The organism is Pseudomonas sp. KU43P, assembly GCF_033095865.1.
Taxonomy (GTDB): domain Bacteria; phylum Pseudomonadota; class Gammaproteobacteria; order Pseudomonadales; family Pseudomonadaceae; genus Aquipseudomonas.
In genome coordinates this window covers 3,207,027-3,229,732 of sequence record NZ_AP019365.1, presented here as the reverse complement: position 1 = coordinate 3,229,732, position 22,706 = coordinate 3,207,027, and the positions used below count along the sequence as shown (strand labels likewise).

General features: G+C 64.0%; 21 protein-coding genes and 1 pseudogene. 7 read left to right on the top strand and 15 right to left on the bottom strand.

The genetic code is table 11. The features are described 5' to 3' along the window. Positions 1-13: 13 nt before the first annotated feature. The 3 genes from KU43P_RS14690 to KU43P_RS14680 form a co-directional block, all read right to left on the bottom strand. Positions 14-2,431, bottom strand: a complete 2,418-nt coding sequence (locus KU43P_RS14690) for a glucose/quinate/shikimate family membrane-bound PQQ-dependent dehydrogenase (RefSeq protein WP_317658094.1) — start codon at positions 2,429-2,431, stop codon at positions 14-16. 237 nt (positions 2,432-2,668) lie between these two features. After that, complete coding sequence (locus KU43P_RS14685; protein ID WP_317658093.1) at positions 2,669-4,873, bottom strand: TonB-dependent receptor; 2,205 nt, start codon at positions 4,871-4,873, stop codon at positions 2,669-2,671. A 126-nt stretch (positions 4,874-4,999) separates the two neighbouring features. Further along, entirely contained in the window at positions 5,000-5,353 is a 354-nt protein-coding gene (locus KU43P_RS14680) for a cupin (RefSeq protein WP_317658092.1), read from the bottom strand. 117 nt (positions 5,354-5,470) lie between these two features. Between KU43P_RS14680 and KU43P_RS14675 the strand changes: the two genes are divergently transcribed. Both KU43P_RS14675 and KU43P_RS14670 read left to right on the top strand, forming a co-directional pair. After that, positions 5,471-6,370: a LysR family transcriptional regulator gene (locus KU43P_RS14675; RefSeq protein WP_317658091.1), complete on the top strand. Its 900-nt coding sequence runs from the start codon at positions 5,471-5,473 to the stop codon at positions 6,368-6,370. Between the two features lie 115 nt (positions 6,371-6,485). Then, positions 6,486-7,691, top strand: coding sequence for an MFS transporter (locus KU43P_RS14670; RefSeq protein WP_317658090.1), 1,206 nt, complete (start codon positions 6,486-6,488; stop codon positions 7,689-7,691). Here KU43P_RS14670 and KU43P_RS14665 read toward each other — a convergent pair. After that, positions 7,681-8,292 carry a LysE family translocator gene (locus tag KU43P_RS14665; protein WP_317658089.1) on the bottom strand — a complete coding sequence of 204 codons (612 nt, stop codon included), beginning with the start codon at positions 8,290-8,292 and terminating at the stop codon, positions 7,681-7,683. The two genes, KU43P_RS14670 and KU43P_RS14665, sit on opposite strands and share 11 nt — an antisense overlap. 102 nt (positions 8,293-8,394) lie before the next feature. Between KU43P_RS14665 and KU43P_RS14660 the strand changes: the two genes are divergently transcribed. Next, positions 8,395-9,360, top strand: a complete 966-nt coding sequence (locus tag KU43P_RS14660; RefSeq protein WP_317658088.1) for a GlxA family transcriptional regulator — start codon at positions 8,395-8,397, stop codon at positions 9,358-9,360. Positions 9,361-9,508: 148 nt separating this feature from the next. Here KU43P_RS14660 and KU43P_RS14655 read toward each other — a convergent pair whose 3' ends face one another. After that, positions 9,509-10,360: a CAP domain-containing protein gene (locus tag KU43P_RS14655; protein WP_317658087.1), complete on the bottom strand. Its 852-nt coding sequence runs from the start codon at positions 10,358-10,360 to the stop codon at positions 9,509-9,511. Between the two features lie 257 nt (positions 10,361-10,617). Here KU43P_RS14655 and KU43P_RS14650 point away from each other — a divergent pair, with 257 nt between their 5' ends. Next, on the top strand, positions 10,618-10,836 hold the full coding sequence (locus KU43P_RS14650) for a hypothetical protein (RefSeq protein WP_317663923.1): 219 nt from the start codon (positions 10,618-10,620) through the stop codon (positions 10,834-10,836). A 12-nt stretch (positions 10,837-10,848) separates the two neighbouring features. On the opposite strand, the gene KU43P_RS14645 is transcribed toward KU43P_RS14650, so the two are convergent. The 3 genes from KU43P_RS14645 to KU43P_RS14635 form a co-directional block, all read right to left on the bottom strand. Continuing rightward, positions 10,849-11,460, bottom strand: a complete 612-nt coding sequence (locus KU43P_RS14645) for a cell wall hydrolase (protein ID WP_317658086.1) — start codon at positions 11,458-11,460, stop codon at positions 10,849-10,851. 48 nt (positions 11,461-11,508) lie between these two features. Continuing rightward, the gene (locus KU43P_RS14640) at positions 11,509-12,426 is read right to left on the bottom strand and encodes an AEC family transporter (RefSeq protein ID WP_317658085.1); all 918 of its coding nucleotides are present in this window, start codon (positions 12,424-12,426) and stop codon (positions 11,509-11,511) included. 222 nt (positions 12,427-12,648) lie between these two features. After that, a complete protein-coding gene (locus KU43P_RS14635) occupies positions 12,649-13,527 on the bottom strand; it encodes a LysR family transcriptional regulator (protein WP_317658084.1) in 879 nt (292 codons plus the stop codon). A gap of 139 nt (positions 13,528-13,666) precedes the next feature. On the opposite strand from KU43P_RS14635, the gene sodC reads away from it, so the two are divergent. After that, entirely contained in the window at positions 13,667-14,182 is a 516-nt protein-coding gene (gene sodC, locus KU43P_RS14630) for a superoxide dismutase [Cu-Zn] SodC (protein ID WP_317658083.1), read from the top strand. 6 nt (positions 14,183-14,188) lie between these two features. Here the strand turns inward: sodC and KU43P_RS14625 are convergent, their stop codons facing one another. Both KU43P_RS14625 and KU43P_RS14620 read right to left on the bottom strand, forming a co-directional pair. After that, complete coding sequence (locus tag KU43P_RS14625) at positions 14,189-14,788, bottom strand: START domain-containing protein (protein WP_317658082.1); 600 nt, start codon at positions 14,786-14,788, stop codon at positions 14,189-14,191. 88 nt (positions 14,789-14,876) lie between these two features. After that, positions 14,877-15,713 (bottom strand): bifunctional allantoicase/(S)-ureidoglycine aminohydrolase, encoded by an 837-nt coding sequence (locus KU43P_RS14620; protein ID WP_317658081.1) that lies wholly within the window; start codon positions 15,711-15,713, stop codon positions 14,877-14,879. Between the two features lie 311 nt (positions 15,714-16,024). On the opposite strand from KU43P_RS14620, the gene KU43P_RS14615 reads away from it, so the two are divergent. Continuing rightward, positions 16,025-16,903: an SMP-30/gluconolactonase/LRE family protein gene (locus KU43P_RS14615; RefSeq protein ID WP_317658080.1), complete on the top strand. Its 879-nt coding sequence runs from the start codon at positions 16,025-16,027 to the stop codon at positions 16,901-16,903. Here the strand turns inward: KU43P_RS14615 and KU43P_RS14610 are convergent. From KU43P_RS14610 to KU43P_RS14595, 4 genes and pseudogenes are all read right to left on the bottom strand, one after another. Further along, positions 16,900-17,772: pseudogene (locus KU43P_RS14610) on the bottom strand (DMT family transporter). The gene KU43P_RS14615 and the pseudogene KU43P_RS14610 overlap by 4 nt on opposite strands. Positions 17,773-17,849: 77 nt before the next feature. Continuing rightward, positions 17,850-18,512 carry a class I SAM-dependent methyltransferase gene (locus KU43P_RS14605; protein ID WP_317658079.1) on the bottom strand — a complete coding sequence of 221 codons (663 nt, stop codon included), beginning with the start codon at positions 18,510-18,512 and terminating at the stop codon, positions 17,850-17,852. A 26-nt stretch (positions 18,513-18,538) separates the two neighbouring features. After that, on the bottom strand, positions 18,539-19,360 hold the full coding sequence (locus tag KU43P_RS14600) for a phosphatase PAP2 family protein (protein WP_317658078.1): 822 nt from the start codon (positions 19,358-19,360) through the stop codon (positions 18,539-18,541). Positions 19,361-19,362: 2 nt separating this feature from the next. Then, positions 19,363-20,028: a histidine phosphatase family protein gene (locus KU43P_RS14595; protein ID WP_317658077.1), complete on the bottom strand. Its 666-nt coding sequence runs from the start codon at positions 20,026-20,028 to the stop codon at positions 19,363-19,365. A gap of 241 nt (positions 20,029-20,269) precedes the next feature. On the opposite strand from KU43P_RS14595, the gene KU43P_RS14590 reads away from it, so the two are divergent. Continuing rightward, complete coding sequence (locus KU43P_RS14590) at positions 20,270-21,316, top strand: class I SAM-dependent methyltransferase (RefSeq protein WP_317658076.1); 1,047 nt, start codon at positions 20,270-20,272, stop codon at positions 21,314-21,316. A 133-nt stretch (positions 21,317-21,449) separates the two neighbouring features. On the opposite strand, the gene KU43P_RS14585 is transcribed toward KU43P_RS14590, so the two are convergent. Beyond that, entirely contained in the window at positions 21,450-22,694 is a 1,245-nt protein-coding gene (locus KU43P_RS14585) for a saccharopine dehydrogenase family protein (protein ID WP_016394970.1), read from the bottom strand. Positions 22,695-22,706: the final 12 nt, after the last annotated feature.

Here is a 22,706-nt window from a genome sequence, read left to right as displayed (position 1 = left end):
GGGGCGACTCGATTCAAGGCAGGGCGTAAGAAATCACATAGTCGCCACGGTCAGTCGACTGACGGGCACCACCGGCGGTGATGACCACATACTGCTTGCCGGTCTTCGGCGAAACGTAAGTCATCGGGCCGCCCTGGCTGCCCACGGGCAGGCGGGCCTTCCAGATTTCGTTGCCGTTGCTGCTGTCGTAGGCGCGCAGGTAGAAGTCCTGGGTGCCGGCGATGAAGATCAGGCCGCCTTGGGTCGAGAGGGTGCCGCCCAGGGTAGGCAGGCCGATCTTGATCGGCAGGTGCATGCGGATACCGAGCGGGCCGGTGTCTTCCACGGTGCCGACCGGTACCTGCCAGGCCACCTGGCGGGTCTTCATGTCGATGGCGGTGAGGGTGCCGAATGGCGGAGCCTGGCACGGGATGCCGGCGACCGACAGGAAGCGGTTCTTGTTCACCGCATACGGGGTGCCCTTGAGCGGCACGGCGCCCATGCCGGTGTTGAGCGCTTCACCACCGGACGTCGCCGCGCCCTTGTTCTGCGACGGAATCATCTGAATCCACAGGCCCAGGCGCATGTCGTTGACGAAGATGAAACCATGCACCGGGTCGGTAGAAATGCTGCCCCAGTTCATGCCACCCAGCGAACCCGGGAAGCTCAGCGACAGGTCGGTGCCAGGCGCGGTGTACAGGCCGTCGTAGCGCATCTTCTTGAAGTCGATGCGGCACAGCAGTTGGTCGTACGGAGTGGCACCCCACATGTCCGATTCGGTCAGGGTCTGCGCGCCGATCTGCGGCATGCCGACCGACTTCGGTTGGGTCGGGGAGTACGGCTCGTCAGGGATATTGCTTGGCTTGACCGGTACTTCATCGACCTGGGTCAGCGGCTTGCCGGTGGCGCGGTCGAGCACGTAGATCTGCCCAGCCTTGGTGCCGATCACTACCGCAGGCACGGTCTTGCCGTCGTCCTTGGTGAAGTCGATCAGGCTCGGCTGCATCGGCAGGTCGAAGTCCCACAGGTCGTTGTGCACGGTCTGGTACACCCACTTCTCGTTGCCGGTGGTGGCGTCCAGGGCCAGCACCGAAGCGCCGTAGGTGTGGTCGAGTTTGTTGCGTTCAACGCCGTAGATGTCGGTGGACGAGGAGCCCATCGGCAGGAACAGGGTGTTCATCGCCGGGTCGTAGGACATCGGCGCCCAGCTGTTCGGGGTGCTGCGCACGTAGGTGCTGTCGCCCTGTGGCGCCTGGCGATCTTCCGGGTTGCCGGGGTCGAAGGCCCAGCGCATTTCACCGGTGATCACATCGAAACCACGGATCACGCCGCCTGGCATGTCGGTCTGGACGTTGTCGGCGACGCGACCGCCGACCACCACGGTGGTGCCGGCCATCAGCGGCGCGGACGAGAGCTGATAGTAAGAGTCCGGGACGTCACCCAGGCCGGCCTTGAGGTTGACTTGACCGTTGGTACCGAAGCCCTGGCAGAACTCGCCATTGTCGGCATCGACCGCGATCAGGCGACCGTCGATGGTGTTGGTCAGCAGGCGACGCTGGCAGTTGGCACCGGCCGGCACGCTACCGCCGGTAATCGGCGAGCTGTTCGGCTGGGTCGGCTGGGCAATGGCAGCAGTAGCGTCGAAGTACGCCATGCCACGGCAACGCTGCCAGACCTTGGACTGGGCGTTGATCGCGTTCTTCCACAGCTCTTTGCCGGTGTCTGCGTCGAGGGCGATCAGGTTGTTGTGCGGGGTGCAGATGAACACCTTGTTGCCGATCTGCAGCGGGGTGAGCTGGTCTTCGGCACCGTTGCCGTCGCTGATCGCCACGTCACCGGTGTGGTAGGTCCAGGCCACTTTCAGCTTGTCGACGTTGTCGCGGTTGATCTGGTCCAGGGCTGCGAAGCGGCTGCCACCTTCGGTGTTGCCGTAGTGCGCCCAGTCTTTCTGCGCCTTGCCGGCTTCGACCGGGGTCATGCCCGGGCCTTTGCCGGTAGGCGCGACGCTTGGGTGGGCGACGAACATGTTGCCGGCGGCGATCACCAGCACCACGGCCAGTACGCCGGCGATGCCGTAGGCGCCTCGGCTGCTGCTGGCGCCGTTGGCACGGGCGAGCATCGGGTAGACCAGTGCCACCACCATGCCGATCGCGCCGAACATGAACAGGCGCGAGAACAGTGGCCAGAACACCAGGCCGGCATCGATCAGGGCCCAGACCGCGGTACCGATCAGGAACACAGCGTACAGCCAGGCGCCGGCCTTCTTGCGGCGGGCGATAAGGACACCGGCGATGGCCATGGCCAGGCCGCCGATCAAGAAGTACCAGGAACCGCCCAGGCCGGCCAGCTTGATACCGCCAGCCGCGAGGAGCAGGCCGAGCAGGGCGATGATCACGCCCAAACCGACCAGGATGATTTTTGTGGCGCCAGAGGCGCGCGGTGTTTCGTTCATGCCAGGGATCTCAGCAGGTGGAATGCGCGCAGTTTAAGCCCTTAGCAAGCTAATTAACAAGTTAGTACATAATTTCGTGAGGCTGATTGTCGCAGGGCTGAACTTGCGTGGTTGTTGCGAAAAGTCTAGAACATGAAGCGAAAATGTCAGTAAACAGGATGTTTTGTTCAAGCTTTAAAGGGAGGTCAGACTTTTGTATTAGGCATGAAGGCCCGCCGTAAGCAGGCCTCATTTGCCCTAGAACTGGTAGTTGGCGGTGACGATGGCAGCCCTGCTCGCGCCATACTCGATGGCCGAAGACCGGGCGGAGCTGCCGTTCTGTTGGCGCACCCGTTCCACGTAGGCCTTGTCGAACAGATTGTTCAGGTTCAACTGCAGGTCAAGTTGGCGGTTCACCTGATACCCGACCATGGCGTTGTGCAGCCAGTAGGCATCGAGTTTGGCGCTGGTGCTGGAGGTGACATTGCGTTTGCTGACATACCGCGCGCCATAGCCGAAGGTCCAGGCAAGGGGAAGCTGGTAGGTGGTCCACAGGTTCATCGAGCGGGGCGGGGTGTTGGCCAGCGCATGCCCCTTGCTGGCGAAGCTGTTACCGCCTGGGGTCGCCTTGAGGGTTTTGCTGTCGAGGAAGGTGTAGTTGGCGAACACCGTCCAGTGTTCGCTCATGTGACCCGTGAGCCCAAGTTCCAGGCCTTGTACGCGTTGTTTGCCGGACAGCTGAGTAGAACCATCCGCCAGCGTTTCGCGGGCATTGCTCTTGACGATATGGAACAGCGCGGTATCCAGCTCCAATTGTTGGTCGAGCAACGCCCACTTGCTGCCAAGCTCCCAGGTCTGGTTTCTTTCCGGGGCCAGCCCTTCGGTTGCCGCCGTCAGGCCTCGCGCGTTACTGGCCAGTGATTCCGCCGACGGGTTGAAGGAGTTGCCCCAGGCAAGGTAAACGCGGCCGTGTTCGGTTGGCTTGTACACCAGCCCCGCGCGGCTGCTCACGGTGTTGTCGACGCTGTTGAACGACGATGTGCGCAGGTGGGCCGGGGAATAGCCGTTGGCGCTGCCGGCGAAACGGTCATGGCGCAGGCCAAGGTGCAGGTCCCAGCGTTCACTCAGGGCCACGGTGTCGAACAGGTAGACGGCCTGGTTGTCCAGCTCGGTTTCGGTGTACCCCAGGACAGCCTTTTCCACGGGGCCGCTCCAGTAACCAGGCGGGTTCCCCAGCGCGTAGCCGTTGTCGGGATAGCACGTGGTGCCGAGGCCGTGATTGTAGGTTTTCAGGTCCAGCGATTCGCGCGACAGCTCTACACCGATCACCCAATCATGTCCCACGCCCAGCAGCCGGTCGTGGCCCAGCAGGCTGGTCTGGCTGGTCCACAGCTGTGTGGTGGCATCGCGGCCGTACCCCTGTGGCCCGGCAGGGCGATAACGCCCTGCCGGCAAACCTTCGGTGTTGACGTGCGAAGCGGAGCCCACGGTGTCACGCCTGAGCCGCCCGTGGCGGGCCAGTTGCTGAAGGCGCAATTGCTCGTCGAACTCATGTTCCAGTTTGAGCGTGAACTGGTTCTGTTCGATGTGTTCCTTGTCGAGGTTTTTCCAGCCGAAGTACTGTCTGCGGTCTACGCCTGCCATGCGCTTGCCTTCCAGTGCCGGCACGCCGTAGTCCGGCAGGTTGTCATCGACCTGATGCAAGGCGCTCAGGGTCAGCCAGGAGGCGTCACTGATGCCAAGTTGCAGGCTCGGGGCAATGCCCCAGCGCTGTTGTTCGATGCCGGGGCGGCTGGGCACTTCGTTGCGGTGCGCCATCAGGTTGATACGCGCTGCGCTGCCTTGGCCGGCATCGGTCAGCGGCTGGTTGCTGTCCAGTGTCAGGCGTTGATAGCCGGCGCTTCCCAGGCTGCCGCCGAGGTGAGTGAAAGCCTGCTGCTCAGGCTGTTTGCTGATGAGGTTGATGGTGCCGCCGGTGGTGCCGGCCCCGCCGAACACCGAGCCAGGGCCTTTGATGACCTCGACCTGTTCGGTGTTGAAGGTGTCGGAGCGCGTGGTCTGGGCGCTGTCGCGCAGGCCGTCGACCTGGATGTTGTCGCTGGCCGAAAAGCCGCGGATGTTGATGTTGTCCCCGGAACCGCCCCCGCCTTCTCCGGCGTTGAAGGTGATGCCTGAAACATTCGACAGCACCTGGCGCAAGCTCAGCGCCTGTTGCTGGTCGAGTACTGGGGCAGGGACCACGGTGATGGTCTGTGGGGTGTCGAGCAAAGGGGCAACCTGTTTGATCGACGCCGAGCGTTCGGTACGTGGGCTGGTTGCAGTGGTTTGCGCGATCTCGGTGTCCTCCAGCTCGATCACGGGTGGCGCGGCGAGGGCATTGCCACAGAGGGAGGCGGCACCCAGGCCGAAGGCGGAGCTGCGCAATACGTTGCGGATACTGCGGTCGGTAGTGAAGTAATGCATGTGTGTGAACATCCAGCGTTGGAGAGTGAAGCCGAGCTGTGAGTGGCTTTTCACAGGCAAGCGGGCGCACTGCGCCACGGCCAAGGGCCGCGCAGGCGTTTAAAGTGATGGTGTTGGGCGATCAGGTCAGTTGCTGGGCCAAGGCGCTGTGGCGCCGTAGAACACGGCCAGCCAGACGGTGTGGGTACCTTGGGCGGTCCACTCCACGCGGTGGCGGCAGTGGGCGGGGATGTCCAGGCAATCACCCGGCACCAGCAGCCGCGTGTGAGCTTCGTGTTCCAGGCGCAGGCCGGCACTGCCGCTCAGCAGCACGATCCATTCGCCTTCGGGCTGGTCGTACCAGAAGTCAGGCGGGCTGCACTGGCCGCTGGAAACAATGCGCTCGATGCGCAGGCCGGGGCGTTTGAGCAGGTCGTCGACCCACTCCGGCGCGCCAGGGTCGCAAGGGGGGAGAGGGGCCAACAGGTTGTCGGGTGTCATAGGAAATCTCGCTCTACAGGAGGTAATTCACTATGGACTTCATCGAAAGGCGGCGCGCTTCTTGACCGCCCTTTCATGATGTAGGACTTTTCTGAGGCTTAATGCAAAAGGATAGATATGGACAAGCTGCTGGCGATGAAGATGTTCGCGGCGACCGTCGATGCTCAGGGTTTTTCGGCGGCGGCGCGCAAGCTGGGCGTGGCCACCTCGTCGGTGACGCGCCTGGTGGATGCGTTGGAGTCGGCGCTGGGCACTACTCTGCTGAACCGTTCGACGCGCCAGGTCAGCCTGACCGAAGCCGGGGCCCGTTACTATGCCCGGGCCCGGGATATCTTCGAAGCGTTGGACGAGGCCGATGCCTCGGTCGCCGATCGCGGCGAGGAGCCGGTTGGCGTGCTGCGTCTTTGCCTGCCGGTGGAGTTCGGTCGGCGGGTGGTGGCGCCGCACCTGGGGGTGTTTCTGGCGCGCTATCCGGCCATGGAACTGGACATCGACATGAGCGATCGGCTCGATGACTTGCTCGACGGCCGCTACGATCTGTCGATTCGACTAGGCGACCCCTCACCCAACGATGAGTTGGTGTGCCGGCAGCTGGGGCGTTTCCAGCGTTGGCTGGTGGCAAGCCCCGCTTACCTGGCACGGCGGCACAGGCTGGATCACCCCGAGCAACTGCTCGAGCACGCCTGCCTGCGCTTTCGCTATGGCCAGAAGGCGCGCCCGTGGCGCCTGCGGCAGGGGGACCAGGCCCTGGAACTGGCGGTCAGTGGTCCACTGCGCAGTGCCAACGCCGACCTGCTGCGCGAAGCGGCACTGGCCGACAGCGGCATTGCATTGCTGGCAGACTGGCTGGTGCGCGACGACGTCGCCGCAGGCCGCTTGCAGCGCCTGTTCGGTGACTGGCAGATCAGCCCTGGCGCGGCGAATGACAGTATCAACGCCCTGTACTTGCCCAACCATCGCGGCTCAAGGCGCGTGCAAGCCTTCATCGGTTTCTGCGAGGGCCTGCTGAAGCCCTGAACAGGTGCCGTTGCGCAGGGCGCAAAACCCCGTTGCGTGGCCGTTGCATTCTCGCCATCAAAGTGTCCCGGTAAGGTGCCCACCATTGTCCACTCCCAATGCCGAGGAACCTCGCATGCATCCCTCCCTTGCCGCTGCCCAGCCTGCGGCCACAGGCCTGAGCCGAACCCTGGTGGCCCTGCTCGCGTTCTGCTGTGGTGCGATCGTCGCCAACATCTACTACGCCCAGCCCATCGTCGGGCTGATCGCGCCCGACCTTGGCCTTTCCACCGAGCGCGCCAGCCTGATCGTTTCGCTGACCCAGCTGGGCTACGCACTGGGGCTGCTGCTACTGGTGCCCTTGGCCGACCTGCTGGAGAATCGCCGACTGATGATCATCACGGCCGTGCTTGCCTGTGTCAGCCTGCTGCTGGCGGGCACCAGCCGCAGTGGGCAGGGGGCGTTGTTCCTGGGTTATGCATTGTTCATCGGTTTCAGTTCGGTTGCCGTGCAGATGCTCATCCCGCTGGCCGCCCACCTGGCGCCGGAGCAGCAGCGTGGTCGAGTGGTTGGCAACATCATGGGTGGCCTGCTGCTGGGCATTCTGCTGGCGCGGCCACTGTCGAGCCTGGTGGCTGATCACTTTGGCTGGCGCACGGTGTTCGTTGGTGCGGCGGGCCTGATGCTGGCGATCATTGTGTTGCTGGCCCTGACCCTGCCGCGTCGGGTGCCCGAGCACACCGCAAGCTACGCCCGGCTGATGGCCTCGCTGGTCGCCTTGCTGCGCCAATACCCGGTGCTGCGCCAGCGTTCCCTTTACCAGGCCCTCATGTTTGCCGCCTTCAGCCTTTACTGGACGGCGGTGCCGCTGGCGCTGGCAGCCGAGCATGGGTTGTCGCAAAGCCAGATTGCGCTGTTCGCCCTGGTGGGGGCGGTTGGCGCCATCGCAGCGCCAGTGGCGGGGCGTCTGGCCGACGCCGGGCATGCACGTGCGGGGTCGTTGCTCGCCTTGATGCTGGCGCCCGTGGCCTTGCTGCTGGGCCTGAGTAGCCCAGGTTACAGCGTGATAGGCCTGGGTTTGACCGGCGTGCTACTGGATTTTGCGGTGCAGATGAACATGGTCATTGGCCAGCGCGAAGTGTATGCCCTGGACCCCGCCAGCCGTGGCCGGCTCAACGCTTTGTACATGACCAGTATCTTCATCGGTGGCGCCGCAGGCTCCGCCGTGGCCAGTGCGGTGTTCGCGCACCATGGCTGGCAGGGTGTGGCGCTGCTGGGCGCGGCCTTGCCGGGGCTGGCTCTGCTGGTATTCCTGCGGGTTTCGCGCCGGGTTAGCGGCTGAGCGGCAAAGCCACGCCGATCAGCGCGAACAGGCTGCCGCAGCAGCGGTTGAAGCCTTTGCCGCCCTTGGCCAGCCAGGGGCGCACGCGGAACGCCATCCGCGCCAGCAGGTATTCGACCACGAATTCCACACTGGCAAAGGTCGCCGCCATGATCACGAACTGCAGCAACAACCCCCGTTGCGGGTCGAGAAACTGCGGCAGGAATGCGCCGTAGAACAGCAGGACCTTGGGGTTGGCCAGGGCCGACAACAGGCCCTGGCGGAACAGGCCGGCATTGCCCATATGAACCGCCCGCTGGGTAGCCTCCAGCTGCAGTGCCGGGCTGCGCCAGAGCTGAATGCCCAGCCACAGCAGATAAGCCCCGCCGATCCATTTGAGCACTGTCAGCACCGATGCCGAGGTTTGCAGCAGCGCGCTCAGGCCAAACATGGCCAGCGCAATCAGCGCACTGAAGCCGAATACCCCGCCGACGATGGTGAACAAGGTCCGCCGAGCGCCATACAGCGCACCGTGGGTCAATGCCAGCAAGCTGTTGGGGCCCGGGGTGAGCGACAGGCCAATGCTCGCCAGCAAATAGAGAAGCCAGGTGTCCAGTGCCATGGAAAATGCCTTGAGTGTGCGAAGGTGGCCAGTTTAAGAGACGCCTGGGATAGCTAAGGGTATTATCTGGACATTCTATGGTGCTTTGTGGACATTCCGGCCATGCCCCCTGATATCCGCTTGTTGATCCTGCCGCTGCCGGATTTTGCCCTGCTGCCCGTTGGTGCTTTTCTCGACAAGTTGCGCTTCAGTGCAGACGATGAAGACTACAGCCGCCAACGCTATTGCGCCTGGACGCTGGGTAGCCTGAACGGCGAACCCGTGGTGTCGAGCAGCGGGGCGGTACTGCAGGTCGAGGCCGTTGGCGAGCAGCGCCTGGCCGACTACGACTACCTGGTGCTGTTCGGCAGCCGCAACGCCGAAGCCACGGCGCGGCTCGCTGGCCACTACAAAAGCCTGCTCAAGCGTGCAGCCCGGGCAGGCGTGAAGCTGGTCGGCATCGACAATGCCGCGTTCTTGCTGGCAGCCTGCGGTTTGCTCGATGGGCACAAAGTGGTGGTGCACTGGCGCCATGAAGCGGAGTTCCGGGCAAGCTTCCCTCATCTGGAGATACTGTCCGAGCAGTTGTATTGCATCGACGGTGCGCGCATCACCTGTGCGGGAGGTACCGCCGCCATCGACCTGGCGGTGGAGTTGCTGTCACGCAACTGTGGGCGTGCGCGTGCCCTCAAGGGCCTGGCCGACATGCTGGTGGACGAATCTCGGGACAGCCGGCACGCGTTGCGTTCGCTGGAGGCAGGTACAGGGCAGGGCCGCCAGGTTCAACGTGCCCTGGCGCTGATGCGTCACCATCTGGCTGCGCGCATTTCCATCGAGCAGCTCGCGCTGGAACTGGGCATCAGCCGGCGCCAGCTGGACCGCCAGTTCCAGGCCAGCCATGGCATGAGTGCCAAGGCCTGGTGGCAGGAAATGCGCCTGCAGCAGGCGCGCTGGCGGTTACTCAATTCCAGCCACAGCCTGGGGCAGATTGCCGATGAGGTGGGGCTGGGTGATGCCAGTTACCTGGGGCGATGCGTGCGCCGGCGCTTCGGCTGCACGGCGCTGGCATTGCGCCGAAGCGCGGTGTGAGGGACTGAATTATTCGTTAGGCCAGCGCGGTCTGTGTGGGAGCCGGCTTGCCGGCGATGAGGTCGCAGCAGGCAAAACCGACTTGTGCCCTATCGCCGGCAAGCCGGTTCCCACAGGGATCGCGCAAACGCGGCGTGCTGGCCCTTGCTCACTGCGGCGTACCAAACAACCCCGTCCAGTAGATGCCGGCATCGCTCTTCGGGTCCACGGCATAGGCGGCGCCCAGCTCGCGGTAATCCGGGTTCATCAGCGTGGCGCAATGCCCGGGGCTGGCCAGCCAGCCGTCCACCACCTTTTGTGCGGTGTCACGCCCGGCAGCGATGTTCTCGCCTATCTGTTGGTACAGGTAACCTGCAAGTTCCGCACGGTCGCCCGGGGTTCGGCCGTCACGGTCGATGTGGTCGAAGAAGTTCTGGTTGGCCATGGCCCGCGTGTGGCTGGCCGCGACGCCGGCCAGGGCGGTGCTCCAGCTCAGCGCCGGGGCGGCGGCGAACGGCTGGCCACCGCATTGGCGCGGCGCCTTGCGTGCAACGTTGATGGCCTGCAACAGCTTCTGCCCCTCGGCCTGCCAGTCGCCCAGGCGGCCGCTCAGCAAGGGGCGGGCCAGGACGATGCGCCAATCGCGGCCCTCCTGGCTGACACCGATATCGACGAACTGCGGGTCGAGCACCACCTGGCAGAAGCTCTCTTCGATGGCGTGCATCGCGGCGCGGGCGTCGCGTGGGCCGGACACGCTGATGGCCTGGACATTGACCATGGGGTAGGCAGCGCGGGTCATGGCCTGCTGCAGGTCGCGGGTACCCTCCGGCGACAAGGCCAGGCGGGTGTCGCTGTTGAGCGGTGGCAACTCCAGCGATGCCTCCCCGCCACAGGGCTGGGCCTGGCTGCGGTAGACATTGATCGACTCGATCAGCTGCGCCTCTTCGCCAGTGGCGGCCAGGCTCCCGGTCGTGACGAACAGGCCCAGCGACAAGGCTGCAACGGATGACAGGACGCGCATGTGGATCTCCCTGTGACTGGCAGCGTCTTGGTGTGCGCTGCTCATCCTACACAAGACCAGGGTTTTTGGCCCGGAATCGTGCATCGCGAGGTAAACGCCTGCACAGGTGTGCAGGCGGCAAAAGAGGGGGTAGACCACGGGCTGCCAGAAAAGTGCACAATTGATAGAAATAATTCGTAGTGTCAGGTAAAAACCATGCGCAATTACGAATGATTAGCTTTGCCAGGGAGGCTTCACGCATCACACCAGAGCCTTGAATGGCACGCTTCCCTTCCTATCGGTCGACCTTCTTGGTCGCTTGCTGTTCCGTTGCCGTTGGCGCCCCAGGCGGCTTCAAGGTGCAGGAGAAGGAAGTCACCCTGCGCATGAACGTGGAAAACCTGACCGACAAGCACTACTGGGCTTCGGCCAATGGTGGTTACCTGACCCAGGGCGATCCGCGCCTGGTGAAATTCTCCGGAACGATCGATTTGTGATGGGCAGGGGGCTCAGCGCGCCAGTGCCTGGTTGGGCTTGTAGAACAGGAAATGCCGGGTCTCGGCCGTCTTGTGATAAGCCTTGGCCCAGTCCGGGTGCACGTTGCGGTCATGGAAGTACAGCGCGCCTCCCGTCGAGTCCTTGAGCTGCTGGTTGAGGGCCTTGCGCGCGATCTCCTTGGCGATGTCATAGCGCTGGGCTTCCTCGACCTGGTCAGGGCGTCCGTCACACCACCAGGAAAACTGGCAGGACTTGCTTTCGACACCCTGCTTGACCACCCCGCAGATGGTGTCCGGGAAACCTTCATGGCCCAGGCGATTGAGCACCACGCTGGCCACCGCACTCATGTCCTTGGCATCCGCGCCCTTGGCTTCCCAGTAGATGGTGCGGGCCAGGCAGGTGATGCTGTCATCCATGGGCGCCTGCCCTGCGGGGTCGACTGCCTTGACTTCGCCGGGGGTCAGGGTTTCGGCTTTCTTCGGCGGCGGCGCGTCCTCGACCACCTTTTCTTCCAGCACCTGGGCCTTGTCTTCGGCCACGGCGGCCTTGGCAGTGTCGGCGGCGTGTAAAGGGCCTGCGAGCAGGGCCATGGTCAATCCGATCACCATCCACGAGCAACGCATGGTTCAGCTTCCGAAGTGTGGGTTGCTTCACAGTCTAGCCAAGCGCCATCACTTCAGCGTAAGCATTAGTACCAAAGGCAAGGTAACGGCCGCCGCCACGGTCTGTAGGGCGATGATGGTGGCCATGAGCGGTGCGTTGCCGCCCATCTGCCGCGCCATGACATAGGACGAAGACGCCGTCGGCAGCGCCTGGAACAACACCGCCACCACCGCCGCCTGGCCTCCCAGGCCCAGCAGGCGGCAGAGGCCCCACGTGGTCAGGGGCATGATCAGGAACTTGAACATCGAAGCCGCCATCAGGGGCCGAGCCTGCTGGCCAAGGCTGGCCCCACCCAGTGCCGCGCCTACGCACAGCAGGCCCAATGGCAGGGCGGCCTGGCCCAAGGCCTTGATCGTCGGCTCGAGGCCGGCAGGAAGGCCCAGCCCTGTCACTCGCAGCAACAGCCCTCCGGCGCAGCCGACGATCAGCGGGTTGGCGAAAATCGCCCGCAGTATCGTGGCCGGCGAGCTGTGGCGGGCGCTGAAGCGGGCGAACACCAGGACACAGAGCAGATTCACCAACGGCACGATGGCAGCGTTGGCCACTGCTGCCAGGGCAATTCCGGCGCTGCCGTAGATGCCGGCAGCCAGGGTGGCACCGATGTAGTTGTTGAAGCGCACGCCCCCCTGGAACACCGAGGTGAAGTCGGCGCCGTCGTGGTTCACCGCGCCTTGATAAAGCACCAGCAGCACGGCACCGAGCAAGGTCGAGAGCATCAGTACGCCCACCATCCCCAGCACCGGTACGCCATCGAGGTTGGCAGTGGCCAGGCCATGGAGGAACAGCGACGGCAGCAGCACGTAGTAGCTCAGCCGCTCGGCACCTGGCCAGAAGTTTTCGGCGAGGAAACCGCGGATGCGCATCAGGGTGCCCAGGGCGATCAGCAGGATGATGGGCACCAGGGTGGTCAGCAGCAGGTGGAGCATGGCAGGCGTTCCGTGGTCGGGTACTGGAACAGACTAGCGTGACCGATCGATCAAAAAAAACGCGTAATTCTGCAGTGATCATTGAGAAAAACTGCACTATGCCGACCCCCTCGATCTCTGTGGGAGCTGGCTTGCCAGCGATGAGGCCGGGGCAGGCGGATCTCGACAGCATGCGCTGGCCCTATCGCCGGCAAGCCGGCTGCCACAGGGTACCCAGCGTTCTCAAAGCGGGGGATGAACAGCCTCCAGTGCTTTGCTTACCACCGCGCTCAAGTGTCGCCGCTGGCTTTTCTCGTGTTCCAGCAGTACCACCCGCCGTTTCAGCTGGGGCTCGCCGAAGGGCAGGCAGGTCGCCGGTGGCAGCCGTTGCAGGTCATCGTCGGCCATGGGGATGATCGCCACACCCAAACCCATGACTGCCATGCTCGCCAGCGCTTCCTGGCTGTCCAGCTCCATCTGTTCGCTGACTTGCAGGTGCTGTCGGCGCAGCTCCTGCTCGATCTGCCGGCCGGCCCAGGCCCGCTTGTCGAAACGCAGGAAAGGCTGGCTGGCCAATAGCTGTGGCAGGTTGTGCCCGGCCAGCTCGGGGCTGGCGATGGCCCAGAAACGGTCTTCGAACAGCGGTGTGAAGTCCAGGCTCTGCGGATAGGGGCTGACCGGTTCGGTGGTGATCGCCGCGTCCAGTTCGCCGTCCTCCACCCGCCGCGCCAGTTCCGCCGACATGCCCGAGGCCACGCTGATGTGCAGCTCGGGGTGATGCGCCTTGATCCACACCAGCGCCTTGGGCAGGCGGCGGGCCAGCACCGTGTGAATCGCGCCGAGCCGCAGGCGGCCACGCAGGCTCGGGCCGCTGGCCAGCGCGTCGGCCAGTTCGTCATAAGAGGACAGAATGACCTCGGCGCGTGCCACCGCCAGTTGGCCGGCTTCTGTCAGCACCACCTGGCGACGGCTGCGGTCGAACAGCACCACCTGCAGTTCGTCCTCGAGTGTCTTGATGTGCAGGCTCACCGCCGACGGGGTGAGGCTGAGCAGGTCGGCGGCACGGGCGAAGGTGCCGTGGCGGGCGATAGTCACCAGGGTGCGCAGGGCTTTGAGGGACACGCGGGCAGGCTCCGGGGTTGAGCGGGCGAGACGGTATTGTGTTTCAGTCTGTGGCTGGATGGAATGCCTGGCACCGTTGGCAGTCCCACCTGATACCCGGGTACCAATACCTGCGTATCACCTGCCATGGAGAAACCCAATGAAAGCAGCGCTATTCACCGCCTTGCTGGCCTCGGCCGGCCTCGCTCAGGCCGCGCAGACAGTAGAACTGAAACTCGCCGGGCCCGACGGCCCAGGCAAGTCGATCGGTACTATCAGCATCGAGCAGAACCCCTACGGCACTCTGCTCACACCCGACCTGAAAGACCTGCCTCCAGGTGTGCATGGCTTCCACCTGCACCAGAATCCTTCCTGCGCCCCGGCACAGGAAAACGGCAAGCCTGTGCCCGCAGGCGCGGCAGGCGGCCATTGGGACCCGGGTTCGAGCAACCTGCACAAGGGCCCGTATGACGACAGTGGCCACCGCGGCGACTTGCCGGCGCTGTACGTTGGTGCGGATGGCAAGGCCAGCTATCCGGTGCTTGCGCCCAGGTTGAAGCTTGCCGACTTCAAGGGCCACGCGTTGATGGTGCATGCCGGTGGTGACAACCACAGTGACCATCCTGAGAAACTGGGGGGCGGCGGTGCCCGCGTTGCCTGCGGGGTGGTGCAGTAACGAGCTTTAGTGCTGACGCTCTGCCACCGCCCGCAACGTACGCAAGGTCACCACCGGCGCATCGACCACGAAACGGTTGGCCAGCCAGCCCGGTACGTCCCCGGCGGGGTCTGCCTGCAACTGGTAGGTGACTTCGGTCTCTCGCTCGCCAAGCGGCTTCATCACCCACTCGCCGCTCAGGCGCTGCACACGGATCAGCCCGGGTTCCTCCGGCAGCTTGCCGGGTTCGGCGCTCAGGTGACGCACCAGGGTGCCGTCGTCCAGGCGTTCGGTGGTGACTTTGAGGATGATGTCGCGTGGCAGCGTCGGCCATGGCAGGTTGGTGGTCAGGTACACCCAGGTGCTGTCGCCATCGACTTCGAGCAGGCGCATCTGCTCACAGGCATACAGCCATTTGCAGGCTACCCGCAGGTTCTCCTGAAGGTCGACGAGGGTGCGCACGCTGGCTTTGATGGTGCTGACGCCGCGAAACTGCTGGTAGGGAGAGTCCGCCGAAGCGTTGAGGTAGACGCGAATGCCCTCGCGGTCGTAGGCCAGGCTCCAGCCGTCGTCGGCCGGTGCGCTTGTGGCCAGCAGCAGGGCGGCAAGCAGCAGGCAGCGGTTCATGGCGAGCACCGCGCAAAAAGGGAACCTGCAGTATGCGCGGCAAAAACGAAGCCCGCCAGGGTGGCGGGCTTCGTTCAGCAGCCTGGGCTCAACGCTTGGGGTTGAGGGTCAGGTGCACGTGACGGTTGACGTCCTTGTACAGCAGGTAGCTGAACTTGCCTGGGCCGCCGGCGTAGCAGGCCTGTGGGCAGAAGGCGCGCAGCCACATGAAGTCGCCGGCTTCCACTTCGACCCAGTCCTGGTTCAGGCGGTACACCGCCTTGCCTTCGAGCACATACAGGCCGTGTTCCATGACGTGGGTTTCAGCGAACGGAATCACGCCGCCCGGCTGGAAGGTCACGATGTTGACGTGCATGTCGTGGCGCATGTCGGCCATGTCGACGAAGCGGGTGGTGACCCAGCGGCCTTCGGTGCCCGGCATTTCGATGACGGTGGCGTTGTCACGGTGGGTGACGAACGACTCAGGTACGTCCAGGCCCTCGACCTTCTGGTAGTGCTTGCGCAGCCAGTGGAAGGTGACGTTGGACTTGCTGTTGTTGCGCAGGCTCCATTCGGCGCCTGGTGCGAGGAAGGCATAGCCGCCCTGGCCCAGGGTGTGGTGCTTGCCTTCGACGGTGATGTCGATTTCGCCTTCGACGACGAACACCACGGCTTCGGCATTCGGGTCCAGCTCAGGACGCTCGCTGCCGCCTTCCGGGGCCACTTCGACGATGTACTGGGCGAAGGTTTCGGCGAAGCCGGTCAGCGGGCGGGCGATGACCCACATGCGCATCTTGTCCCAGAACGGCAGGTGACTGGTGACGATGTCACGCATCACGCCTTTGGGGATGACGGCATAGGCTTCGGTGAACATGGCACGGTCAGTCAGCAGCTCGGTTTGAGCCGGGTGCCCACCGTGGGGGGCGAAGTAGGAGTGATTCGACATGAACGGTCTCGACTTGTTGTTCTCTCCCCGTGCCTTGGACCACACCGGCCGGTGCGTGCAGGGGATGTGCGGACAGCATATGGGCCAGTCCGTTGCATCCACAAATTAAATGTTGAAATACCCGGTATTTGCTTACTGAATGTGAACCTGCTTGCCGGCGATGAGGCCAGGTCAGGCACATGTTGGTCAGCGGTGACCCTATCGCCGGCAAGCGGGCTCCCACGCGTAAATCGCAGCTCATTGCCGAGAATTGACATTTTTTTCACATCCCATTGCTAGGATCCTCGGCACGTTCCAGGAGTCTCACACCCATGCCCATCCTGCGCCAGCGCGGCACCCGTATCGCTCTGACCACCACCGCGGCCGTGCTCACCGCCACCCTGGGCTTCTTCGCCTGGCAAAGTTTCTACCCGGTCCAGGCCAGCAATGGCTGGGATGTCGCTGTGGTGCACCGTGACGTGGCCAAGGCTGCCTCGCTGCTGGTGCAGGCCGATGGTAGCCTGCTGGTCAGCCGCGAGCTGGACGATGGCCGCGGCAGCATCCTCAAGATCACCGCCCAGGGCGAACGTGTGGTGTTGATCGACAAATTGTCCAAGCCCGACGGCATGGTTGCGGCCCAGGGCGGTTGGGTGTTCAGCCAGGAGGGCGGTCGTGCGCCGGTGAGCCTGTCGCGTGACGGGCAGGTCACCCACCTGTTCGAGGGCGACAGCGTTCAGGGGCTATGGAACGATGGCGACTACCTGTATGCGATCGAGGACCGCAAGGGCAATGGTCGGCTGATGCGCTACGCGTGGGCCAGCGGCCAGCTCGAGGTGCTGCGTTCGAACCTGACGGAAACCGAGGGCCTGACCCGCTGCGCCGACGGCCGCCTGCTCTACACCGAGAAAGGCGCCGGCAAGGTGCGTGCGCTGGCCGAAGATGGCCAGGACCCGGTGGTGGTCGAAGGCCTGCGCAACCCGACGTTCCTGATGTGCGACCAGCGCGGCCTGTGGATCAGCGAAGACAGTACGCACCGTGCCCGCCTGCTGCGGGTCGATGCAGACGGCACCCAGCACACCGTGCTGACCTTCCTCAAGGCGCCCCAGGCCATCACCCCGGATGGCAAGGGCGGTTACCTGCTGGCCGAAGGTGGTCGCAACCGGGTACTGCAGCTGACCCCGCCGGTCGAGCAAAGCACCGCTCAGCGTTAATCGGGCAGGCGCCGCCTGCGTCCGGGCAGCAATCCCAGCACCAGCATGCAGCCCACCATGATCACAACGCCGCCTGCCGCCTGCAGCAGGCTCAACGCCTCGTTCAGGAACAACGCACCAATCACCACGGCCATCAGCATCACGACGAATTCTACGCTGATGGCGCGGGTCGCGCCGATGCGCGCAACCAGGCCGAAGTACAGCACATAGGTGGTGGCGCTCATCAGCCACTGATCAGCAGGTAGAGCCAGTCGCCGGCCTGTGGGGTGGTCGGCACTGGCACCAGTAGCAGCAGGGGTAGCGTCAACACGCCGCCGACCAGGAAGGCGCCGCCGGTCACCGCCCACGGGTCTTGCCCGCGCAGGTGCAGGCTGGCGTAGTTGCTGCCGAAGGCGGCGCATACGCAGCCAAATATCGAAGCGATGCAGCCATGGATGAAGGCTTCGTTCACCGGTTGGGCCGGAAACCCCACCAGCATCACGATCCCCAGCATACCCAGCAGCAACCCCGCCAAGCCTTGCGGGGTGATCTTCTCCAGGCCCCAGGCACGGCCGATGATCATCGAGAACAGCGCAATGGTGGCGATGAAGATCGCGGCCATTGCCGTGCCGATCAGAGGGGGTGGCATAGGACAGTCCGATCAGCTGCCCTGCCACGGTGGTGGCACCGACTACCAGCAACGGCTTGAGCAGAGGCAGCCGACGGCCGAGCAGGGCGCCCAGCACCGCGAGCGTGCTGCCGGCGATCAACGAGCGCAAGCTCACCGCCCCGGCCCAACCGAAGGCATGCACCACCTTGAGCACCACAAGAAAGGAGCAGCCCCAGGCGATGGCCAGGAACAGGTAGGCGGTGAGGTCGCGCGGGCGCAGGGGGCAGGGTCCGTCCGGTAGGGGAAGCGCAGGCTAGCGGGGTCTACGGGGGGATATCAAGCAGCTTCGTGCAAGGGCTATTCAGCCACCAGCAGCAACGACTGTGGCGCGGCACTCTGCGGATGTTGCGGCTCCTGCAGGCTGGCCAGCCTGAAACCCGCCATGTCCAGCGCATTCAGCCAGCTGGCCAGGGTGCGGAAGTACCACGGCATCGGTCGCCAGTCGCCGGCGAAGCCGGTAAAGCACTCCTCGCGCCAGCCATCCTGGTAGTCGCCGTTGGCCACACTCCAGGGGTGCAACGTCTGGATCAACATCGCGCCACCCGGCGCCAGCAGTGCTTTCATAGCAGCAAGCAGTGGGATGATATCCTGCTGAAGCAAGGCGAAGTTGGCGCAGATCAGGTCATAACCGCTACCAATCCCCGACGCGCTTTTGGCCAACTGCTCATAGCTGGCCTGGTACACCTGCGTCGAGCCGGCCGCCTGCGCAGCTGCAACCAATGCGGCATCTCCATCCACACCCGTGGCATCGATGCCACGGTCAGCCAGGGCGCGCAGCAACCAGCCTTCACCACAACCCAGGTCAAGTACCCGCTCAGGCTGGCGACCAAGAATGGCCAGCAGAACGGCCTGGTCGGTTACCTGCCGGCGGCTTTCGATGGCTCCGCTGCGCACGGCGTCGATCCAGGCCTGGGCATTGTGTTGCCAGCTTTGTAGCAAGGCGGTTTCGCGGCTGGGCATCGCACACTCCAGAGCAGTGAGATGGCTCAAGCATAGGCGTGCGCTGCGGGATTGTCCGGAGCCTGTTGCCCCGCGCCTTGCAAGGCCGGCCGGCCATAGAACAGCAGGGCGGTTGCCCAACTGGCGAACCAGACGACAATGCCGGCCCAGAAGGTGTGCGACATGTAGTGCCAGCCTTGGAGCACCCGGGTGGTGCCGTAGACGAAACCGATCAGCAGAATCGCCACCAGCAGCTTGCGCGCATGCTGCCAGCGGTGGCGCAGGGCCACGAAGTACAAGGCTAGCAAGGTGAAGCCACTGGAGGCATGGCCACCTGGCCAGCAACGGCCATCCCCCGCCTTGCTCAACAGGCTGAAGTTCTCGTACCACTCCTTGCGCAGTTCATGGCCACCGTACAAGGTGGTTTCCACGGGACAGTACACGCTGGTGTGGCTTTTCAGGTAATGGATGACCGTGGTGCTCAGGGCGAAGGCTACAACGACATACAGGAAATCGCGCCGATGCTGGGCGGTAAAGCGCAGTATCGGGCTGATCCTGGTCGTGTTGAATACACGGGTCACCCGGGCGTGCGGGTGGTGCTGCAACCGTGGCCACAGGAACGACAGCAGCGAACCGATCACGGCCGCCTCGCCGGTCCAGTCAGGCAGAATGCGTGGCCATTTGTGGGTGACTTTCTCGAACCATTGGTCATGCAGCAACGGGAAGCTGCCCGTGGCCGGGTCGATCAGCAGATTACTGATCCAGCGGTCCAGCTCGGTGAGGTCGAAAAGCACGAAGACCACCACTGCCAGCGCCAGTGGAAGCGCAAGGTTGTTGATGTAGAACGTGCTACGTGAAGGAGTGGGCATGATTACTTCCCTGTGTCGCTGACAAGTTCGCGCCATTGTTTGGCATTGAGTTGCCCCAGGATGTGGGGTTGGCCGTCGCTGCCCTTGGTCACGAACAGCGCGCTGGCATAGCCACTGTCACGCTCGCCGCCGGGCACGTCCAGCTGCCGCTCGAGCTGATCGATGCAACCGCTGTGGGTGACCAGAATCAGGTTGCGGGCTTCGTGCTTGTGGGCGAATGCGGCGTCGGCAAACGTACTGTCGCACTGCATCAGCCAGTCCTGGGTCTCGATGGCCTTGCCGAAAATGAACGATGCGGTCTGGCGGGTACGCACCTCCGGGCTACTGAGCATGTCGGCTGACCCCAGCCCAAGCCGGACGATGCCATCGCCCACGGCTTTCGCGGCGTGGCTGCCGTCGACGGTAATACCGGCGGGGTCGTTGAGACAGGCATGATTGGAGCGGTCGCAGCGTTCGGCATGGCGAATCAGGACGATCACCTCGCCCTTGGCCCAGGCGCTGTAAACCCCGTGGTCGCTCATTTGCTGCGTGCTGCTCAGGTCGCTGACCTGGGCGCGGGAGAGATGCCACAGGCCGAGCGACAGCACTGCCAGCAGCACACCAAGCAGCCCGGGCAGACGCCTGGCGCGTACAGGGGGCAGGGGTGTCTCGATCACATTCTCCAGCATGCATGCACTCCAAGGTCAGGATCCAACGGGTGGGCGTCAGGGCTCGTCACCCGGAATTGGCCAGCACCTTAGCCGTGCGGTTGTGGCGCAGGAGTGAAGTGGATGTGAAAAATATGCATCTAAACTTACAAGCAGCCCGCTGCTGTCTTCATGGCAGCGAGCCCGTACCATCATCCGACCACCGCCCCCCGGACCGGACTTCCCTCGTCGACGGTGGCCTTCTTGCAGAGGAGGGCAGGTCATGGACGAGGCAAGGCTTCACGCGTTCATGGGCAAGCTGGTGGGCGACATGGGTGCGGCGGCAACCCTGGCCAACGTCATTCTTGGTGACGAGCTGGGGCTCTATCGGGCGATGGCCGACAGCCAGCCGACCACGCCCGACGCATTGGCGGCCAAGACCGGTTGCCACCCGCGGTTGGTGCGCGAATGGCTCAACGCCCAGGCGGCGTCTGGCTACATGACCCATGACAAAGGGCATTTCGTGCTGCCCGAGGAACAGGCCATGGCCCTGGCGCTGGAAGACTCGCCGGCCTACATGGCCGGCGGCGCGGCGGTGGTGGCAGCACTGTTCCACGACAAGGACAAGCTGGTGGCGGCCATGCGCGGTGACGGCGGGCTGGCCTGGGGGGACCATCATCCGTGCATGTTCAGTGGCACCGAGCGGTTCTTCCGGCCAGGTTATCGCACCTTCCTGGTGGCCGAGTGGCTGCCGGCGCTCGACGGCGTAGTTGCCAAGCTGCAGGCTGGAGCCAAGGTGGCCGATGTCGGGTGCGGGCATGGCGCCTCGACCCTGGTCATGGCCCAGGCATTCCCTGCGTCGATGTTCATCGGTTATGACTACCACGCGCCTTCCATCACCACGGCCACCGACCGGGCACGTGAGGCAGGGCTGGAGGGAAGGGTGAACTTCCAGAAGGCTTCAGCCAAGGATTACCCGGGCCACGATCATGACCTGGTGTGCTTCTTCGACTGTCTGCATGACATGGGCGACCCCGTGGGCGCAGCGCGGCATGCCCACCGGGCGCTCAAGGCCGACGGTACGGTGATGCTGGTGGAACCGTATGCGGAGGATTCGCTGGAGGGCAACCTGACGCCGGTGGGGCGTTTGTTCTATGCGGCGTCGACGTTCATCTGCACGCCGAATTCGCTGTCCCAGGAAGTGGGGCTGGGGCTCGGTGCCCAGGCGGGGGAGGCGCGGTTGCGGGCGGTGTTCGAGGAGGCGGGGTTCACCCGGTTCCGGCGGGCGACGCAGACGCCGTTCAACCTGATACTGGAGGCCAGGAAGTAGCCCCAATCGCCGGCAAGCCGGGTCCCACAGGGGGCACGTGGAGCACACCTGTGGGAGCCGGCTTGCCGGCGATGGGGCCTGTGCAGAAAAACAGAAGGGGCGCCATGTTGGCGCCCCTTCGTTCTACAGCAGCTTAGGCTTCAGCGTCCCAAGGACGATCGCCTTTCTCATCTTTCACGCGTGTCGGCAGGCCCATCACGTCCAGCGCCTTGAGGAACGGCTCGGCCGGCAGCTCCTCGACGTTGACCATGCGCTTGGCATCCCACTCGCCACGGGCGACCAGCAGGGCAGCGGCCACTGGCGGTACACCGGCGGTGTAGGAAATGCCCTGGCTGTCGGTCTCGGCGTAGGCTTCTTCGTGGTCGGCCACGTTGTAGATGAACACTTCGCGCGGCTGGCCGTCCTTGGTGCCCTTGACCAGGTCACCAATGCAGGTCTTGCCGGTGTAGCCAGGGGCCAGGGAGGCCGGGTCGGGCAGCACGGCCTTGACCACTTTCAGCGGCACCACTTCCAGGCCTTCGGCGGTCTTGACCGGCTGCTCGGAGAGCAGGCCAAGGTTCTTCAGCACGGTGAACACGTTGATGTAGTGCTCGCCGAAGCTCATCCAGAAGCGCACGTTCGGCACGTTGAGGTTCTTCGAGATCGAGTGAACTTCGTCGTGGCCGGTGAGGTACAGGTTCTGCGAGCCAACCACCGGCAGGTCGTCGGTACGCTTGACTTCGAACATGGTGTTGCTGGTCCACTGGCTGTTCTGCCAGCTCCAGACTTGCCCGGTGAACTCGCGGAAGTTGATTTCCGGGTCGAAGTTGGTGGCAAAGTACTTGCCATGGGAACCGGCATTGACGTCGAGGATGTCGATCGAATCAATGCTGTCGAAATACTGCTGCTGCGCAAGTTTTGCGTAGCTGTTCACCACACCCGGGTCGAAACCGACGCCGAGAATGGCGGTAATGTTCTTTTGTTGGCACTCTTCGAGGTGTTTCCACTCGTAGTTGCCGTACCACGGCGGGGTTTCGCAGATCTTGCCCGGCTCTTCGTGGATGGCGGTGTCCAGGTAGGCGACACCGGTATCGATGCAGGCACGCAGCACCGACATGTTGAGGAACGCGGAACCGACGTTGATCACGATCTGCGATTCGGTCTCGCGGATCAGTGCCTTGGTCGCCTCGACATCGAGGGCGTTGAGCGAGAAGGCCTGGATGTCGGCGGGTACCTTGAGGCTACCCTTGGCCTTGACGCTGTCGATGATGGCCTGGCATTTGGAGATGTTCCGTGACGCGATAGCGATACGACCCAGTTCGTCGTTATGCTGCGCGCACTTGTGGGCCACCACCTTGGCGACACCTCCTGCACCAATGATAAGAACGTTCTTCTTCAATTTACCTGTTGC

Excerpts from the sequence above, each read along its gene's own strand:
- KU43P_RS14690 (WP_317658094.1), bottom strand. The coding sequence starts at position 2,431 with ATGAACGAAACACCGCGCGCCTCTGGCGCCACAAAAATCATCCTGGTC.
- KU43P_RS14685 (WP_317658093.1), bottom strand. The coding sequence starts at position 4,873 with ATGCATTACTTCACTACCGACCGCAGTATCCGCAACGTATTGCGCAGC.
- KU43P_RS14680 (WP_317658092.1), bottom strand. The coding sequence starts at position 5,353 with ATGACACCCGACAACCTGTTGGCCCCTCTCCCCCCTTGCGACCCTGGC.
- KU43P_RS14675 (WP_317658091.1), top strand. The coding sequence starts at position 5,471 with ATGGACAAGCTGCTGGCGATGAAGATGTTCGCGGCGACCGTCGATGCT.
- KU43P_RS14670 (WP_317658090.1), top strand. The coding sequence starts at position 6,486 with ATGCATCCCTCCCTTGCCGCTGCCCAGCCTGCGGCCACAGGCCTGAGC.
- KU43P_RS14665 (WP_317658089.1), bottom strand. The coding sequence starts at position 8,292 with ATGGCACTGGACACCTGGCTTCTCTATTTGCTGGCGAGCATTGGCCTG.
- KU43P_RS14660 (WP_317658088.1), top strand. The coding sequence starts at position 8,395 with ATGCCCCCTGATATCCGCTTGTTGATCCTGCCGCTGCCGGATTTTGCC.
- KU43P_RS14655 (WP_317658087.1), bottom strand. The coding sequence starts at position 10,360 with ATGCGCGTCCTGTCATCCGTTGCAGCCTTGTCGCTGGGCCTGTTCGTC.
- KU43P_RS14650 (WP_317663923.1), top strand. The coding sequence starts at position 10,618 with ATGGCACGCTTCCCTTCCTATCGGTCGACCTTCTTGGTCGCTTGCTGT.
- KU43P_RS14645 (WP_317658086.1), bottom strand. The coding sequence starts at position 11,460 with ATGCGTTGCTCGTGGATGGTGATCGGATTGACCATGGCCCTGCTCGCA.
- KU43P_RS14640 (WP_317658085.1), bottom strand. The coding sequence starts at position 12,426 with ATGCTCCACCTGCTGCTGACCACCCTGGTGCCCATCATCCTGCTGATC.
- sodC (WP_317658083.1), top strand. The coding sequence starts at position 13,667 with ATGAAAGCAGCGCTATTCACCGCCTTGCTGGCCTCGGCCGGCCTCGCT.
- KU43P_RS14625 (WP_317658082.1), bottom strand. The coding sequence starts at position 14,788 with ATGAACCGCTGCCTGCTGCTTGCCGCCCTGCTGCTGGCCACAAGCGCA.
- KU43P_RS14620 (WP_317658081.1), bottom strand. The coding sequence starts at position 15,713 with ATGTCGAATCACTCCTACTTCGCCCCCCACGGTGGGCACCCGGCTCAA.
- KU43P_RS14615 (WP_317658080.1), top strand. The coding sequence starts at position 16,025 with ATGCCCATCCTGCGCCAGCGCGGCACCCGTATCGCTCTGACCACCACC.
- KU43P_RS14605 (WP_317658079.1), bottom strand. The coding sequence starts at position 18,512 with ATGCCCAGCCGCGAAACCGCCTTGCTACAAAGCTGGCAACACAATGCC.
- KU43P_RS14600 (WP_317658078.1), bottom strand. The coding sequence starts at position 19,360 with ATGCCCACTCCTTCACGTAGCACGTTCTACATCAACAACCTTGCGCTT.
- KU43P_RS14595 (WP_317658077.1), bottom strand. The coding sequence starts at position 20,028 with ATGCTGGAGAATGTGATCGAGACACCCCTGCCCCCTGTACGCGCCAGG.
- KU43P_RS14590 (WP_317658076.1), top strand. The coding sequence starts at position 20,270 with ATGGACGAGGCAAGGCTTCACGCGTTCATGGGCAAGCTGGTGGGCGAC.